The organism is Escherichia sp. WS547, from assembly GCF_046486065.1.
GTDB lineage: Bacteria > Pseudomonadota > Gammaproteobacteria > Enterobacterales > Enterobacteriaceae > Escherichia > Escherichia coli.
Map to the genome: position 1 here is coordinate 19,343 of NZ_JBJQMA010000013.1, position 15,077 is coordinate 34,419.

Genomic DNA, 15,077 nt, shown 5'->3' on the forward strand with positions numbered 1-15,077 from the left:
TCAGCAGAAGATTATTAAAGGTTGCTGTATTATTTAGCGATAAAAAAAGCCTGCCAGATGGCAGGCTTTTTAATAACGGCGTTATTACTGTAACAGCGAAATATCCGCAACGCGCAGGAACAGTTCGCGCAGTTTCTCCAGCATGGTCAAACGGTTGATACGCAATTCTTTGTCATCAACCATGACCATCACTTTATCGAAGAAGGCATCAACCGGTTCACGCAGCTCAGCCAGTTCGACCAGCGCATCCTGGTAACGACCTTCAGCAAAGTACGGCTCCAGTTTATCGCGCAGCACAACCACCTGCATCGCCAGTTTAATTTCTTCCGGCTCTTTCAGAGTAGAAGCATTCACGCGATCGCTCAGCACTTCGTCAGACTTCGCCAGAATGTTAGATACACGTTTGTTCGCCGCCGCCAGTGCAGCAGCTGCATCCAGGGTACGGAAGTGCGATACCGCCTTCATACGGGCATCGAAATCTGCCGGACGAGTCGGACGACGCGCCAGTACCGCCTGGATGGTGTCAACGGTGTAACCTTCGTCCTGATACCAGGCGCGGAAGCGACCGAGCATAAAGTCGATAACATCATCAACCACGTTGGCATTAGTCAGCTTATCGCCATACAGACGCACTGCTTCTTCGGTCAGCGTTTGCAGATCAAGGTTGAGGTTCTTCTCAACGATAATACGCAGTACGCCAAGTGCGGCACGACGCAACGCAAACGGGTCTTTGTCGCCTTTCGGATGCTGGCCGATACCGAAGATACCCGCCAGAGTATCCATCTTGTCAGCAATCGCCAGCGCACAGGCTACCGGGTTAGACGGCAGGTCATCACCGGCAAAGCGCGGCTGATACTGCTCGTTCAGCGCCACTGCAACATCTTCCGCTTCGCCATCGTAACGCGCGTAGTGCATCCCCATAACGCCCTGGGTGTCGGTGAACTCGAAGACCATGTTGGTCATCAGGTCGCACTTGGACAGCAGGCCCGCACGGGTTGCGTGGTTAACGTCAGCGCCAATCTGTTCAGCAATCCAGCCAGCCAGCGCCTGGATGCGGTCAGTTTTGTCGCGCAGTGTACCCAGCTGTTGCTGAAACAACACGGTTTGCAGGCGCGGCAGGTTATCTTCCAGACGTTTTTTACGGTCGGTGTTGAAGAAGAACTCGGCATCCGCCAAACGTGGACGAACGACTTTCTCGTTACCAGAGATAATTTGCTGCGGATCTTTCGATTCGATATTGGCAACGAAGATAAAGTTCGGCAGCAGTTTGCCGTCGTTCGCATACACCGGGAAGTATTTCTGGTCACCTTTCATGGTGTAAACCAGCGCTTCAGACGGCACCGCAAGGAATTTCTCTTCGAATTTTGCGGTCAGCACAACCGGCCATTCCACCAGCGAAGCCACTTCTTCCAACAGGCTTTCGCTTAAGTCAGCGTTACCGCCAATCTTACGCGCCGCTTCTTCGGCATCGGCTTTAATCTTCGCCTTACGTTCTTCGTAATCGGCGATGACTTTCCCGCGCTCACGCAGAATTTCCGGATACTGATCGGCATTGTCGATAGTGAATTCCGGCTCGCCCATAAAGCGGTGGCCGCGAATCACGCGATCGGACTGAATGCCCAGAATGGTAGCCGGAATAACTTTGTCGCCCAGCAGCAGGGTCACGGTGTGCACCGGACGCACGAAGTGCACGTCGCTTGCGCCCCAACGCATCAGTTTCGGGATCGGCAGTTTCGCCAGCGAAGTCGCAACCATATTCGGCAGCAGTGCTTCGGTGCTTTCGCCCTTCACGTGGGCGCGATACAGCAGCCATTCGCCTTTATCGGTAGTCAGACGCTCAGCCTGGTCAACGGTAATACCGCAACCACGCGCCCAGCCTTCTGCCGCTTTGCTCGGTTTGCCTTCAGCGTCGAACGCCTGAGCAATCGCCGGGCCGCGTTTTTCGATTTCACGATCCGGTTGCGCTTCCGCCAGGTTAGCTACTTTCAGCGCCAGACGACGCGGAGCAGCAAACCATTGAACGGCGCCGTGTGCGAGGCCAGCGTTATCCAGCTCCGCAGTAAAGTTCGCAGCAAAGGACTCAGCCAGGCTGCGCAGTGCTTTTGGTGGCAGCTCTTCAGTGCCGATTTCCACCAGAAAAGTTTTCTCAGACATAGCCGCCTCTTACTTATCTTTGTTGCACATCGGGAAGCCGAGGGCTTCACGGGAAGCGTAGTATGCTTCTGCCACTGCTTTGGTCAGGGTGCGAATGCGCAGAATATAGCGCTGACGCTCAGTGACGGAGATGGCTTTACGCGCATCCAGCAGGTTGAAGCTGTGGGCGGCTTTCAGAATACGCTCGTAGGCTGGCAACGGCAGCGGATTTTCCAGCGCCAGCAGCTGCTGCGCTTCTTTCTCGTACTGCTCGAAGCAGGTGAACAGGAAGTCCACATCCGCGTATTCGAAGTTGTAAGTGGACTGCTCCACTTCGTTCTGATGGAACACGTCGCCATAGGTGGTTTTACCCAGCGGGCCGTCGCTCCAGACCAGGTCGTAAACGCTGTCTACGCCCTGAATGTACATTGCCAGACGTTCCAGACCGTAGGTGATCTCGCCGGTAACCGGTTTACACTCCAGACCACCAACCTGCTGGAAGTAAGTGAACTGCGTCACTTCCATGCCGTTCAGCCACACTTCCCAGCCCAGCCCCCAGGCACCCAGCGTCGGGTTTTCCCAGTTATCTTCCACGAAACGGATGTCGTGGATGGTCGGGTCCATGCCCAGCTCTTTCAGAGAACCAAGGTACAGCTCCTGAATATTGTCCGGCGATGGCTTAATGACCACCTGGAACTGATAGTAGTGCTGTAAACGGTTGGGGTTTTCGCCGTAGCGACCATCGGTTGGGCGACGAGAAGGCTGAACATAAGCAGCCGCCATCGGTTCTGGCCCCAGCGCGCGCAGACAGGTCATTGGGTGAGAGGTTCCCGCGCCGACTTCCATGTCCAATGGTTGAACAATGGTGCAGCCCTGGCGAGCCCAGTAATCCTGTAAGGTCAGGATCAAGCCCTGGAAGGTCCTGGTATCAAACTTTTGCATATTATTTCGTGCTGGATACGTGTGGATTTAAAGGAAGGGATCAGTATACCCGCTGGATGGAAGATATACAGTACGAAACGGGAAAAAGCAGGGCTTAACGCATGGAAAGATGCAAAAAATGGCCATCTGCGTCAAAAGAACAGACAAACTGCTCTTTACGGAAGGTATAACCGCGCATTTCGTAGCTCCCCTGGAACTGTTCAAATGCGGTGACGTCGATTTTTTGCGCACCTGCATTATAGCGTTTTGCCGCCTGATCTTTGCATAGCCCTTCCATATTCAACGAACGCAGAGGATCAACCTTTACCCGTTGTGCTTTCTGCACGGGTGGCGGTGTAGAACAACCCACTAGCGCCATAAGCACCATAAGCGCCATTGCCGGAAAGAAAGAGTTCATCATCATTAAATTACCGTCTGGTTTGCAGGTGAGTCTTATTATTTATATCGGTATAGTGGCTGATATCTTACGAATTTCCTTAAGCCTCTATAAGCTGTAGTGATAAAACTCAGATTATTCCAGTGCGCCAACCGAATGATTTATCGGTCAGACTTTTTTTAACCAGATACAGAGACACAGATGCAGCCCAAAATTTACTGGATTGATAACCTGCGAGGGATAGCGTGTTTAATGGTGGTGATGATTCACACCACTACCTGGTATGTGACCAATGCTCATAGTGTTAGCCCCGTCACATGGGATATCGCCAATGTTCTGAATTCTGCCTCTCGTGTCAGCGTGCCGCTATTTTTCATGATTTCCGGCTATCTCTTTTTTGGCGAACGCAGCGCCCAGCCGCGCCATTTCTTGCGTATCGGCTTATGTCTGCTTTTTTATAGCGCAATCGCACTGCTCTACATTGCGCTGTTTACCTCCATCAATATGGAGTTAGCGCTGAAAAACCTGCTGCAAAAGCCAGTGTTTTACCACTTGTGGTTTTTCTTCGCGATTGCGGTGATTTATCTGGTTTCACCGCTGATTCAGGTGAAGAACGTCGGCGGAAAAATGTTGCTGGTGCTAATGGTGGTGATTGGCATTATCGCTAACCCAAACACAGTGCCGCAGAAAATTGACGGTTTTGAATGGCTGCCAATTAACTTATATATCAATGGCGATACTTTTTACTACATCCTGTATGGCATGTTGGGCCGCGCTATAGGGATGATGGACACACAGCATAAAGCACTGTCGTGGGTGTGCGCCGCACTGTTTGCGACGGGGGTTTTTATTATCTCTCGCGGGACATTATATGAATTGCAGTGGCGCGGAAATTTTGCCGATACCTGGTATCTTTACTGTGGGCCGATGGTTTTTATCTGCGCAACCACGCTATTGACTCTGGTTAAAAACACGCTTGATACGCGTACTGTTCGCGGACTTGGCTTAATCTCCCGCCATTCGTTGGGTATATACGGATTCCACGCCTTGATTATCCATGCACTGCGCACCCGGGGGATTGAGCTTAAAAACTGGCCAATACTCGATATTATTTGGATCTTTTGCGCGACGTTGGCAGCGAGTTTGTTACTTTCTATGCTGGTACAACGAATCGACAGAAACAGACTAGTGAGTTAAATAAAAGCCCGGTCACATTGGACTGACCGGGCTTATGTGAATTATTCGCTGTATTCTTCCTGGGTAATCTGTGTTTCTTTTGGTGGGTTTATTCCGGCATCACGAATATTCTTCTGCACCGCTACTGCACCAAACAAGCTTAAGAAGAAAGCCAGTCCATAAAAACCTTTCTCGCTGAGTAATAACGTCGCATTCCACAGACCTACCATCAGTAACGCAACAGAGATAATAAAGACAGTCAGGCAGGTCATATAATAAATGGAGGTGGTCGGTATGCCTTCATACTTGTCCCGAACGGTCTTTTGATAAGACGCCGCAGAAAACAGTCCTAATACCAGTACGGCAAAATAATATCCTTTTTCATTTAACTGCATCTCTGCATTCCATAGCCCTAACAGATAGGTAACGATACCACCAACGAGAGCTATCCATGACACAATACTGAATGCCGGAGAATAGGTTGATATTTTGTTGTCCATCACAGTATTCCTTTCATTCCTGAATGTGTAAGAGCTTTATGTTGCTCATGCCGGGCGAAACAAACGCATTTGACCAAACAAGCAGACAAAAAAGGCGATAGGGTAGATCACCATTTCATAAGCATTGATAGGTGCGTTTAAAACACCGATAAACAAGAGACCGATAGTGATTAACGCAACTAACTGGCAGATGTGGGTAAAAAAATCATCCAGTTGCCCGAGTTTTTCTGCGCGAAGATATGCATAGTTGCCAAAAGTTGCCGTCATTAACACGCCAAGAAAATAGCCTTTTCCACTTAACAATGGGCATGAGATCCATAGCCCAAGCAGATAAACCAGCGCCCCGACAACAAATAATATTTTTGCCACAGTCTTTGAGGTTTTCATAACGATCTCCATATCTACCAGCGATACATTACGAGTAACCAACGAAAGACAAAACTGAAAAATGCCATTAACAAATGATTTCAGAATAAATTCATACTAAATATTAATTAATTACTGATATATATAGATGTGAATTATCCCCCACCCGGTCAGGCAGGGGATAACGTTTACGCCATTAATGGCAGAAGTTGCTGATAGAGGCGACGGAACGTTTCACGTCGTGGCTGATAAGCGGCATAACGCTGCGCATCTGGTAGATGCGACTGTTCTAACGGCAGTTGCGGCAACAACTCAATGAGCGATTTCTCTGGATTCGCCGCAATCTGCGCCAGCCTTGCTGCGCCCAGTGCTGGCCCCACATCCCCCCCCGTACGGTAATCGAGCCGCTGACCGCTGATATCCGCCAGCATCTGACGCCAGTACTCACTACGCGCCCCGCCACCAATCAACGTAACACTTTGCGGTTTAATGCCGCAGGCATGCACGACATCCATGCCATCTGCCAGCGCATAACCCACGCCTTCCAGCACTGCTCGCGCCAGTTCATTGGGGCCATGTTGATGAGTCAAACCAAAGAAAACCCCCTTCGCCTGGGGATTATTGTGTGGTGTACGCTCGCCGGAAAGATAAGGCAGAAACCAAACTGGCTCGGCACTTTCATCAGCCTGTTGAGCAGCCGCGATTAAAGCTGGGACATTGTTCAGGCCCGTTAATTTCGCAGCCCAATCCAGACACGACGCTGCACTCAGCATCACAGACATTAAATGCCAACGCTGCGGTAGCGCATGGCAAAAGCTGTGTACGGCGCTTTCTGGCTTGCTTAAGAACCCTTCGCTGACAGCAAAATAGACCCCCGACGTCCCCAGCGATAACATTGCCTGATTAGCATCAACCATTCCTACACCAACCGCACCAGCTGCATTATCACCACCGCCTGCGACAACTGGCACCGCCGCCATACCCCACGCTTTCGCAACTTCAGGTAACAAAGCACCAGTAATTTCGCTGCCTTCGTATAATGCGGGCATCTGGTCACGAGATAAGTGGCAAGCCTGCAGCATGACGTCACTCCAGTCACGCTTTGCGACATCCAGCCACATGGTGCCAGCTGCGTCAGACATATCGCTGGCAAACTCCCCCGTCATACGCAGACGCAAGTAATCTTTCGGTAACAATACTTTGTCGATTTGACGGAATATCTCCGGCTCATGCCGCTGAACCCATAGCAATTTAGGCGCAGTAAATCCGGGCATCATCAGGTTACCGGTAATCACCCGCGATTGCGGAACTCGCGCTTCCAGCAAAGCGCACTCTTGCGCACAGCGCCCGTCGTTCCACAAAATGGCAGGGCGTAATAACCGTTGCTGGGCATCCAGTAAGGTTGCACCGTGCATCTGGCCGGCAATACCCAATGCTTTAACGTCCTGCAGAGAATGCTGATCGCCCAGGGCTTTCATTGCGCGATCAGTTGCCTGCCACCACTGTTCCGGGTCTTGTTCCGACCAGAGTGGATGCGGGCGCGAAACGGTCAGCTTTTCCGTTTGCGAAGCAACCACCTCGCCCTGCTCGTTGAGCAAAATAACTTTTACGCCCGAGGTGCCAAGATCTATCCCGATATACATATCGATCGTTCCTTAAAAAAATGCCCGGTATCGCTACCGATAACCGGGCCAACGGACTGCACAGTTAGCCGTTATTTGTCGAACAGATAATGGTTTACCAGATTTTCCAGTTGCTCCTGGCGACCACTCTGATGCACCGGAGACAAATTGTGTTCCTGAGCATATTTGGCTAAATCTGCCAGTGACATTTGGCCTTTCAGGATTTGCTGGCCTAATTCGCTATTCCAGCCGGAATAACGCTGCGCGATGCGTTTATCCAGCTCACCATCTTCAATCATGCGTGCTGCAATTTTCAGCGCCAACGCCATCGTATCCATCGCGCCGATATGACCGTAAAACAGATCATATTTATCAGTACTTTGACGACGTACTTTGGCATCGAAGTTCAGACCGCCGGTGGTGAAACCGCCTGCTTTGAGAATTTCATACATCACCAGCGCATTCTCTTCCACACTGTTCGGGAACTGGTCGGTATCCCAGCCCAGTTGTGCATCGCCACGGTTAGCGTCGACAGAACCGAACAGGCCAAGCGCAATGGCGGTGGCTATTTCATGATGGAAAGAGTGACCTGCCAGCGTCGCGTGGTTAGCTTCAATGTTCAGTTTAATCTCTTTTTCCAGACCAAACTGTTTCAGGAAGCCATAGACTGTCGCAGCATCGTAATCATATTGATGTTTGGTCGGTTCTTGCGGTTTCGGTTCGATAAGCAACGTACCCTGGAAGCCGATTTTATGTTTATGCTCAACCACCATCTGCATAAAGCGGCCCAGTTGTTCACGCTCCTGACGCAGGTCGGTATTTAACAGCGTTTCGTAACCTTCACGACCGCCCCACAGGACATAGTTTTCACCACCCAATTTATGGGTTGCTTCCATCGCTGTAACAACTTGCGTTGCCGCCCAGCTGAAGACTTCAGGATCTGGGTTCGTCGCCGCACCCGCGCCGTAGCGAGGGTTTGTAAAGCAGTTAGCGGTTCCCCACAGCAGCTTCACGCCGCTCTCTTCTTGCTTGCCTGCCAGGACATCAACCATTTGCGCAAAATTATTGATGTACTCTTTTAACGACGCGCCCTCAGGGGAAACATCCACGTCGTGGAAGCAATAAAATGGCACATGTAACTTGTGGAAAAACTCAAATGCGACATCTGCTTTACGCTTCGCCAACGCCAGTGCCTCACCAGGCTGCTGCCACGGACGATTAAACGCCCCCACACCAAACATGTCCGCCCCGTTCCAGCAGAAGGTGTGCCAGTAGCAGGCGGCAAATCGCAAGTGCTCTTCCATACGCTTGCCCAACACCAGTTCGTCGGGATTATAGTGATGGAATGCTAACGGGTTAGAGGATTTTGAGCCTTCATAACGAACGCGATCGAGCTGGTCAAAATAGGCTTGCATATTGAACTCCATAATCAGGTAATGCCGCGGGTGATGGATGATGTCGTAATATTGGGCACTCCCTTTCAGTTGCTCAATTATGTTATTTCACACTGCTATTGAGATAATTCACAAGTGTGCGCTCGCTCGCAAAATAAAATGGAATGAGGAAACTGGGTAATTCCTCGAAGAGAAAAATGCAATAAGTACAATTGCGCAACAAAAGTAAGATCTCGGTCATAAATCAAGAAATAAACCAAAAATCGTAATCGAAAGATAAAAATCTGTAATTGTTTTCCCCTGTTTAGTTGCTAAAAATTGGTTACGTTTATCGCGGTGATTGTTACTTATTAAAGCTGTCCTCTACCTACAGAAGGCCCTACACCATGAAAATAAAGAACATTCTACTCACCCTTTGCACCTCACTTCTGCTTACCAACGTTGCGGCACACGCCAAAGAAGTCAAAATAGGTATGGCGATTGATGATCTCCGTCTTGAACGCTGGCAAAAAGATCGAGATATTTTTGTGAAAAAGGCAGAATCTCTCGGCGCGAAAGTATTTGTACAGTCTGCAAATGGCAATGAAGAAACACAAATGTCGCAGATTGAAAACATGATTAACCGGGGCGTCGATGTTCTTGTCATTATTCCGTATAACGGTCAGGTATTAAGTAACGTTGTAAAAGAAGCCAAACAAGAAGGTATTAAAGTATTAGCTTACGACCGTATGATTAACGATGCGGATATCGATTTTTATATTTCTTTCGATAACGAAAAAGTCGGTGAACTGCAGGCAAAAGCCCTGGTCGATATTGTTCCGCAAGGTAATTACTTCCTGATGGGCGGCTCGCCGGTAGATAACAACGCCAAGCTGTTCCGCGCCGGGCAAATGAAAGTGTTAAAACCTTACGTTGATTCCGGAAAAATTAAAGTCGTTGGTGACCAATGGGTTGATGGCTGGTTACCGGAAAACGCATTGAAAATTATGGAAAACGCGCTAACCGCCAATAATAACAAAATTGATGCTGTAGTTGCCTCAAACGATGCCACCGCAGGTGGGGCAATTCAGGCATTAAGTGCGCAAGGTTTATCAGGGAAAGTAGCAATTTTCGGCCAGGATGCGGATCTCGCAGGTATTAAACGTATTGCTGCCGGTACGCAAACTATGACGGTGTATAAACCTATTACATTGTTGGCAAATACTGCCGCAGAAATTGCCGTTGAGTTGGGCAATGGTCAGGAACCAAAAGCAGATACCACTCTGAATAATGGTCTGAAAGATGTTCCCTCCCGCCTGCTGACACCGATCGATGTGAATAAAAACAACATCAAAGAAACGGTAGTTAAAGACGGATTCCACAAAGAGAGCGAGCTGTAAGCGTTACGCCCCGGCGAGGAGCGGGGGCGTGATTTCTCTCCATGCCGCGTGAATGAATTGGCTTAGGTGGAGTCGTTATGCCTTATCTACTTGAAATGAAGAACATTACCAAAACCTTCGGCAGTGTGAAGGCGATTGATAACGTCAGCTTGCGGTTGAATGCTGGCGAAATCGTCTCACTCTGTGGGGAAAATGGGTCTGGTAAATCAACGCTGATGAAAGTGCTGTGTGGTATTTATCCCCATGGCTCCTACGAAGGCGAAATTATTTTTGCGGGAGAAGAGATTCAGGCGAGTCACATCCGCGATACCGAACGCAAAGGTATCGCCATCATTCACCAGGAATTGGCCCTGGTGAAAGAATTGACTGTGCTGGAAAATATCTTCCTGGGTAACGAAATAACCCACAATGGCATTATGGATTATGACCTGATGACACTACGCTGTCAGAAGCTGCTCGTACAGGTCAGTTTATCTATTTCACCAGATACCCGCGTTGGCGATTTAGGGCTTGGGCAACAACAACTGGTTGAAATTGCCAAGGCACTTAATAAACAGGTGCGTTTGTTAATTCTCGATGAGCCGACAGCCTCATTAACTGAGCAGGAAACGTCGGTTTTACTGGATATTATTCGCGATCTACAACAGCACGGTATCGCCTGTATTTATATTTCGCATAAACTCAACGAAGTCAAAGCGATTTCCGATACGATTTGCGTTATTCGCGACGGTCAGCACATTGGTACGCGTGATGCTGCCGGAATGAGTGAAGACGATATTATCACCATGATGGTCGGGCGAGAGTTAACCGCGCTTTACCCAAATGAACCACATACCACCGGAGATGAAATATTACGTATTGAACATCTGACGGCATGGCATCCGGTTAATCGTCATATTAAACGAGTTAATGATGTCTCGTTTTCCCTGAAACGTGGCGAAATACTGGGTATTGCCGGACTCGTTGGTGCCGGACGTACCGAGACCATTCAGTGCCTGTTTGGCGTGTGGCCCGGACAATGGGAAGGAAAAATTTATATTGATGGCAAACAGGTAGATATTCGTAACTGTCAGCAAGCCATCGCCCAGGGGATTGCGATGGTACCCGAAGACAGAAAGCGCGACGGCATCGTTCCGGTAATGGCGGTTGGTAAAAATATTACTCTCGCCGCACTCAATAAATTTACCGGTGGCATTAGCCAGCTTGATGACGCTGCAGAGCAAAAATGTATTCTGGAATCAATCCAGCAACTCAAAGTTAAAACGTCGTCCCCCGACCTTGCTATTGGACGTTTGAGCGGCGGCAATCAGCAAAAAGCGATCCTCGCTCGCTGTCTGTTACTTAACCCGCGCATCCTCATTCTTGATGAACCTACCAGGGGTATCGATATTGGCGCGAAATACGAGATCTACAAATTAATTAACCAACTCGTCCAGCAGGGTATTGCCGTTATTGTCATCTCTTCCGAATTACCTGAAGTGCTCGGCCTTAGCGATCGTGTACTGGTGATGCATGAAGGGAAACTAAAAGCCAACCTGATAAATCATAACCTGACTCAGGAGCAGGTGATGGAAGCCGCATTGAGGAGCGAACATCATGTCGAAAAGCAATCCGTCTGAAGTGAAATTAGCCGTACCGACATCCGGTGGCTTTTCCGGGCTGAAATCACTGAATTTGCAGGTCTTCGTGATGATTGCAGCTATCATCGCAATCATGCTGTTCTTTACCTGGACCACCGATGGTGCCTACTTAAGCGCCCGTAACGTCTCCAACCTGTTACGCCAAACCGCGATTACCGGCATCCTCGCGGTAGGAATGGTGTTCGTCATAATTTCTGCTGAAATCGACCTTTCCGTCGGCTCAATGATGGGGCTGTTAGGTGGCGTCGCGGCGATTTGTGACGTCTGGCTAGGCTGGCCTTTGCCACTTACCATCATTGTGACTTTGGTTCTGGGACTGCTTCTCGGTGCCTGGAACGGATGGTGGGTCGCGTACCGCAAAGTCCCTTCATTTATTGTCACCCTCGCGGGCATGTTGGCATTTCGCGGCATACTCATTGGCATCACCAACGGCACGACTGTTTCCCCCACCAGCGCCGCGATGTCACAAATCGGGCAAAGCTATCTACCCGCCAGCACCGGCTTCATCATTGGCGCGCTTGGCTTAATGGCTTTTGTTGGCTGGCAATGGCGCGGAAGAATGCGCCGTCAGGCTTTGGGTTTGCAGTCTCCGGCTTCTACCGCAGTAGTCGGTCGCCAGGCTTTAACCGCTATCATCGTATTAGGCGCAATCTGGCTGTTGAATGATTACCGTGGCGTTCCCACTCCTGTTCTGCTGCTGACGTTGCTGTTACTCGGCGGAATGTTTATGGCAACGCGGACGGCATTTGGACGACGCATTTATGCCATCGGCGGCAATCTGGAAGCAGCACGGCTCTCCGGGATTAACGTTGAACGCACCAAACTTGCCGTGTTCGCTATTAACGGATTAATGGTAGCCATCGCCGGATTAATCCTCAGTTCTCGACTTGGCGCTGGTTCACCTTCTGCGGGAAATATCGCCGAGCTGGACGCAATTGCAGCATGCGTGATTGGCGGCACCAGTCTGGCAGGCGGCGTCGGGAGCGTGGCCGGAGCGGTAATGGGGGCATTCATCATGGCTTCACTGGATAACGGCATGAGTATGATGGATGTACCGACCTTCTGGCAGTATATCGTTAAAGGTGCGATTCTGTTGCTGGCAGTATGGATGGACTCCGCAACCAAACGCCGTTCTTGATTTTGATAAAAATTTTCTCAAAGCCGGTAACGTATTACCGGTTTTGAGTTTTTGCATGATTCAGCAGGAAAAGAACCATGTTTACTAAACGTCACCGCATCACATTACTGTTCAATGCCAATAAAGCCTATGACCGGCAGGTAGTAGAAGGCGTAGGGGAATATTTACAGGCGTCACAATCGGAATGGGATATTTTCATTGAAGAAGATTTCCGCGCCCGCATTGATAAAATCAAGGACTGGTTAGGAGATGGCGTCATTGCCGACTTCGACGACAAACAAATCGAGCAAGCGCTGGCTGATGTCGACGTCCCCATTGTTGGGGTTGGTGGCTCGTATCACCTTGCCGAAAGTTACCCACCCGTTCATTACATTGCCACCGATAACTATGCGCTGGTTGAAAGCGCATTTTTGCATTTAAAAGAGAAAGGCGTTAACCGCTTTGCTTTTTATGGTCTTCCGGAATCAAGCGGTAAACGTTGGGCCACTGAACGCGAATATGCATTTCGTCAGCTTGTCGCCGAAGAAAAGTATCGCGGAGTGGTTTATCAGGGGTTAGAAACCGCGCCAGAGAACTGGCAACACGCGCAAAATCGGCTGGCAGACTGGCTACAAACGCTGCCACCGCAAACCGGGATTATTGCCGTTACTGACGCCCGGGCGCGGCATATTCTGCAAGTATGTGAACATCTACATATTCCCGTACCGGAAAAATTATGCGTGATTGGCATCGATAACGAAGAACTGACCCGCTATCTGTCGCGTGTCGCCCTTTCTTCGGTCGCTCAGGGCGCGCGGCAAATGGGCTATCAGGCGGCAAAACTGTTGCATCGATTATTAGATAAAGAAGAAATGCCGCTACAGCGGATTTTGGTCCCGCCAGTTCGCGTCATTGAACGGCGCTCAACAGATTACCGCTCGCTGACCGATCCCGCCGTTATTCAGGCCATGCATTACATTCGTAATCACGCCTGTAAAGGGATTAAAGTGGATCAGGTACTGGATGCGGTGGGCATATCACGCTCCAATCTTGAGAAGCGTTTTAAAGAAGAGGTGGGTGAAACCATCCATGCCATGATTCATGCCGAGAAGCTGGAGAAAGCGCGCAGTCTGCTGATTTCAACCACCTTGTCGATCAATGAGATATCGCAAATGTGCGGTTATCCATCGCTGCAATATTTCTACTCTGTTTTTAAAAAAGCATATGACACGACGCCAAAAGAGTATCGCGATGTAAATAGCGAGGTCATGTTGTAGCGATGATGAGAATTGTCGGCGTCGCATCAGGTAACTCAGCACAATCACCTGATGGGAGCAAAAGCCTTATCCGACCGACAAGTCGGATAAGGCTCGAGGAAATGCAATTACATATGTGCCGCGATTAACCGTTGGTTATCCTGGTACATTGCGAACAGGTAGTTGTTATAACTCTTCCCTTTGGTCGAGTAGCCCTTCAGCTTGTGAATCATCGCTGTGGCAGTCACTTCCTGATCTGCTTTACGCAGCTGTGCACGCGATTTACGGAACGAAGAGTAAGCCGGATGCGTATTCAGGTTAGTAACATAGGCGCTCACCGATTCTTTGACAGAACTAAACTGTGAGTACCCCTTCACTTTACCCGGCGCATTAGTACAACGTCCTTTCATGCATTTCATGCCGAACAGATTGTTGTTGTTGCGCGCCAGCTTCGACGTTCCCCAACCGCTTTCTGCTGCAGCCATCGTCGCTACCATACTGGTGGGGATAATGTCTACGCGTTCAAGCAAGGTATTCCACGGGATTTTTCGCGTATTACCAGACCACTTCACCTTGTAGCGTTTGGCGATGTCTTTCAGACGCGCACGCTCAGCAGGTGACCATTGGCCCTGATACTGTTTTGAAATCAGCCAGTTACGTTCCGCAGTAATGGCCGCATTTTGGCTGGTAATGTAAGGCATCACAGTCCGGAGAAACGCCTTTTTCCTTGGTGTTCCGGAAGGGTATTTTCGCAAATCAGGAAGTGAACTACTCTTTGCACTATTGCGAGAATACTCTTGTTTACTGCTTACCTGTTTATTACTAGCTTTAGTTAAGTGGGACTTTTGACTCGCTGTTGTTGTGTGCGTCTTCGCTAACACCTCACTCGAAAACACCAGAGTGAGTAACATAAGAATCATCGCCCCATATCGTCGTATGGGAGTCAAAATCATCAGGTCTCCTGGTCGGATTTAATCATTCCAACACCTTATATTTTTCACAAATTTGAGAGTTGAATCTCAAATCATATCAAAAATAGCTGTCAAGAGCACCCCAAGGAATAGTCCAAATCTGAAACTATGTCACGAGTTAACGATTCAGATTGGCGCTAAATCGCAGAAAATGTGGGGTTTATCGCAAAATTCAGCCGTTTTTTGCGCGCGATCGCTCACCCTT

13 protein-coding genes are annotated in these 15,077 nt (G+C 49.4%); 5 read left to right on the forward strand and 8 right to left on the reverse strand.

The window, feature by feature from the left end:
* Positions 1-84 precede the first annotated feature (84 nt).
* The 3 genes from glyS to ACJHWK_RS13205 all read right to left on the reverse strand — a co-directional run bounded on the left by glyS (position 85) and on the right by ACJHWK_RS13205 (position 3,478).
* Positions 85-2,154, reverse strand: a complete 2,070-nt coding sequence (gene glyS, locus ACJHWK_RS13195; RefSeq protein WP_001521573.1) for a glycine--tRNA ligase subunit beta — start codon at positions 2,152-2,154, stop codon at positions 85-87.
* A 9-nt stretch (positions 2,155-2,163) separates the two neighbouring features.
* Positions 2,164-3,075 carry a glycine--tRNA ligase subunit alpha gene (gene glyQ, locus ACJHWK_RS13200; protein ID WP_001168544.1) on the reverse strand — a complete coding sequence of 304 codons (912 nt, stop codon included), beginning with the start codon at positions 3,073-3,075 and terminating at the stop codon, positions 2,164-2,166.
* A 94-nt stretch (positions 3,076-3,169) separates the two neighbouring features.
* Positions 3,170-3,478, reverse strand: a complete 309-nt coding sequence (locus tag ACJHWK_RS13205; RefSeq protein WP_170886445.1) for a YsaB family lipoprotein — start codon at positions 3,476-3,478, stop codon at positions 3,170-3,172.
* A 174-nt stretch (positions 3,479-3,652) separates the two neighbouring features.
* Here ACJHWK_RS13205 and wecH point away from each other — a divergent pair, with 174 nt between their 5' ends.
* Complete coding sequence (wecH, locus tag ACJHWK_RS13210) at positions 3,653-4,648, forward strand: O-acetyltransferase WecH (RefSeq protein WP_001182662.1); 996 nt, start codon at positions 3,653-3,655, stop codon at positions 4,646-4,648.
* A gap of 41 nt (positions 4,649-4,689) precedes the next feature.
* On the opposite strand, the gene yiaA is transcribed toward wecH, so the two are convergent.
* The 4 genes from yiaA to xylA all read right to left on the reverse strand — a co-directional run bounded on the left by yiaA (position 4,690) and on the right by xylA (position 8,530).
* Positions 4,690-5,127, reverse strand: a complete 438-nt coding sequence (gene yiaA / locus ACJHWK_RS13215) for an inner membrane protein YiaA (protein ID WP_001322902.1) — start codon at positions 5,125-5,127, stop codon at positions 4,690-4,692.
* A 45-nt stretch (positions 5,128-5,172) separates the two neighbouring features.
* Positions 5,173-5,514 (reverse strand): inner membrane protein YiaB, encoded by a 342-nt coding sequence (gene yiaB, locus ACJHWK_RS13220; protein ID WP_001306605.1) that lies wholly within the window; start codon positions 5,512-5,514, stop codon positions 5,173-5,175.
* 167 nt (positions 5,515-5,681) lie between these two features.
* The gene (gene xylB / locus ACJHWK_RS13225) at positions 5,682-7,136 is read right to left on the reverse strand and encodes a xylulokinase (protein WP_000275360.1); all 1,455 of its coding nucleotides are present in this window, start codon (positions 7,134-7,136) and stop codon (positions 5,682-5,684) included.
* 71 nt (positions 7,137-7,207) lie between these two features.
* Positions 7,208-8,530 carry a xylose isomerase gene (gene xylA / locus ACJHWK_RS13230; protein WP_001149573.1) on the reverse strand — a complete coding sequence of 441 codons (1,323 nt, stop codon included), beginning with the start codon at positions 8,528-8,530 and terminating at the stop codon, positions 7,208-7,210.
* Between the two features lie 365 nt (positions 8,531-8,895).
* On the opposite strand from xylA, the gene xylF reads away from it, so the two are divergent.
* The 4 genes from xylF (at position 8,896) to xylR (ending at position 13,922) form a co-directional block, all read left to right on the forward strand.
* On the forward strand, positions 8,896-9,888 hold the full coding sequence (gene xylF, locus ACJHWK_RS13235) for a D-xylose ABC transporter substrate-binding protein (RefSeq protein WP_001521577.1): 993 nt from the start codon (positions 8,896-8,898) through the stop codon (positions 9,886-9,888).
* 77 nt (positions 9,889-9,965) lie between these two features.
* Positions 9,966-11,507: a D-xylose ABC transporter ATP-binding protein gene (gene xylG, locus ACJHWK_RS13240; RefSeq protein ID WP_001521578.1), complete on the forward strand. Its 1,542-nt coding sequence runs from the start codon at positions 9,966-9,968 to the stop codon at positions 11,505-11,507.
* On the forward strand, positions 11,485-12,666 hold the full coding sequence (gene xylH / locus ACJHWK_RS13245) for a xylose ABC transporter permease XylH (protein WP_000045978.1): 1,182 nt from the start codon (positions 11,485-11,487) through the stop codon (positions 12,664-12,666). Before xylG ends, xylH begins: the two co-directional genes overlap by 23 nt.
* A 77-nt stretch (positions 12,667-12,743) precedes the next feature.
* On the forward strand, positions 12,744-13,922 hold the full coding sequence (xylR, locus tag ACJHWK_RS13250) for a D-xylose utilization transcriptional activator XylR (protein ID WP_000494484.1): 1,179 nt from the start codon (positions 12,744-12,746) through the stop codon (positions 13,920-13,922).
* 107 nt (positions 13,923-14,029) lie between these two features.
* On the opposite strand, the gene ACJHWK_RS13255 is transcribed toward xylR, so the two are convergent.
* On the reverse strand, positions 14,030-14,854 hold the full coding sequence (locus ACJHWK_RS13255; RefSeq protein ID WP_001297957.1) for a protein bax: 825 nt from the start codon (positions 14,852-14,854) through the stop codon (positions 14,030-14,032).
* Positions 14,855-15,077 lie beyond the last annotated feature (223 nt).

What these genes read in the sequence shown, in the direction of transcription:
- glyS (WP_001521573.1), bottom strand. Translation starts at nt 2,154, where the DNA reads ATGTCTGAGAAAACTTTTCTGGTGGAAATCGGCACTGAAGAGCTGCCA.
- glyQ (WP_001168544.1), bottom strand. Translation starts at nt 3,075, where the DNA reads ATGCAAAAGTTTGATACCAGGACCTTCCAGGGCTTGATCCTGACCTTA.
- ACJHWK_RS13205 (WP_170886445.1), bottom strand. Translation starts at nt 3,478, where the DNA reads ATGATGATGAACTCTTTCTTTCCGGCAATGGCGCTTATGGTGCTTATG.
- wecH (WP_001182662.1), top strand. Translation starts at nt 3,653, where the DNA reads ATGCAGCCCAAAATTTACTGGATTGATAACCTGCGAGGGATAGCGTGT.
- yiaA (WP_001322902.1), bottom strand. Translation starts at nt 5,127, where the DNA reads ATGGACAACAAAATATCAACCTATTCTCCGGCATTCAGTATTGTGTCA.
- yiaB (WP_001306605.1), bottom strand. Translation starts at nt 5,514, where the DNA reads ATGAAAACCTCAAAGACTGTGGCAAAAATATTATTTGTTGTCGGGGCG.
- xylB (WP_000275360.1), bottom strand. Translation starts at nt 7,136, where the DNA reads ATGTATATCGGGATAGATCTTGGCACCTCGGGCGTAAAAGTTATTTTG.
- xylA (WP_001149573.1), bottom strand. Translation starts at nt 8,530, where the DNA reads ATGCAAGCCTATTTTGACCAGCTCGATCGCGTTCGTTATGAAGGCTCA.
- xylF (WP_001521577.1), top strand. Translation starts at nt 8,896, where the DNA reads ATGAAAATAAAGAACATTCTACTCACCCTTTGCACCTCACTTCTGCTT.
- xylG (WP_001521578.1), top strand. Translation starts at nt 9,966, where the DNA reads ATGCCTTATCTACTTGAAATGAAGAACATTACCAAAACCTTCGGCAGT.
- xylH (WP_000045978.1), top strand. Translation starts at nt 11,485, where the DNA reads ATGTCGAAAAGCAATCCGTCTGAAGTGAAATTAGCCGTACCGACATCC.
- xylR (WP_000494484.1), top strand. Translation starts at nt 12,744, where the DNA reads ATGTTTACTAAACGTCACCGCATCACATTACTGTTCAATGCCAATAAA.
- ACJHWK_RS13255 (WP_001297957.1), bottom strand. Translation starts at nt 14,854, where the DNA reads ATGATTTTGACTCCCATACGACGATATGGGGCGATGATTCTTATGTTA.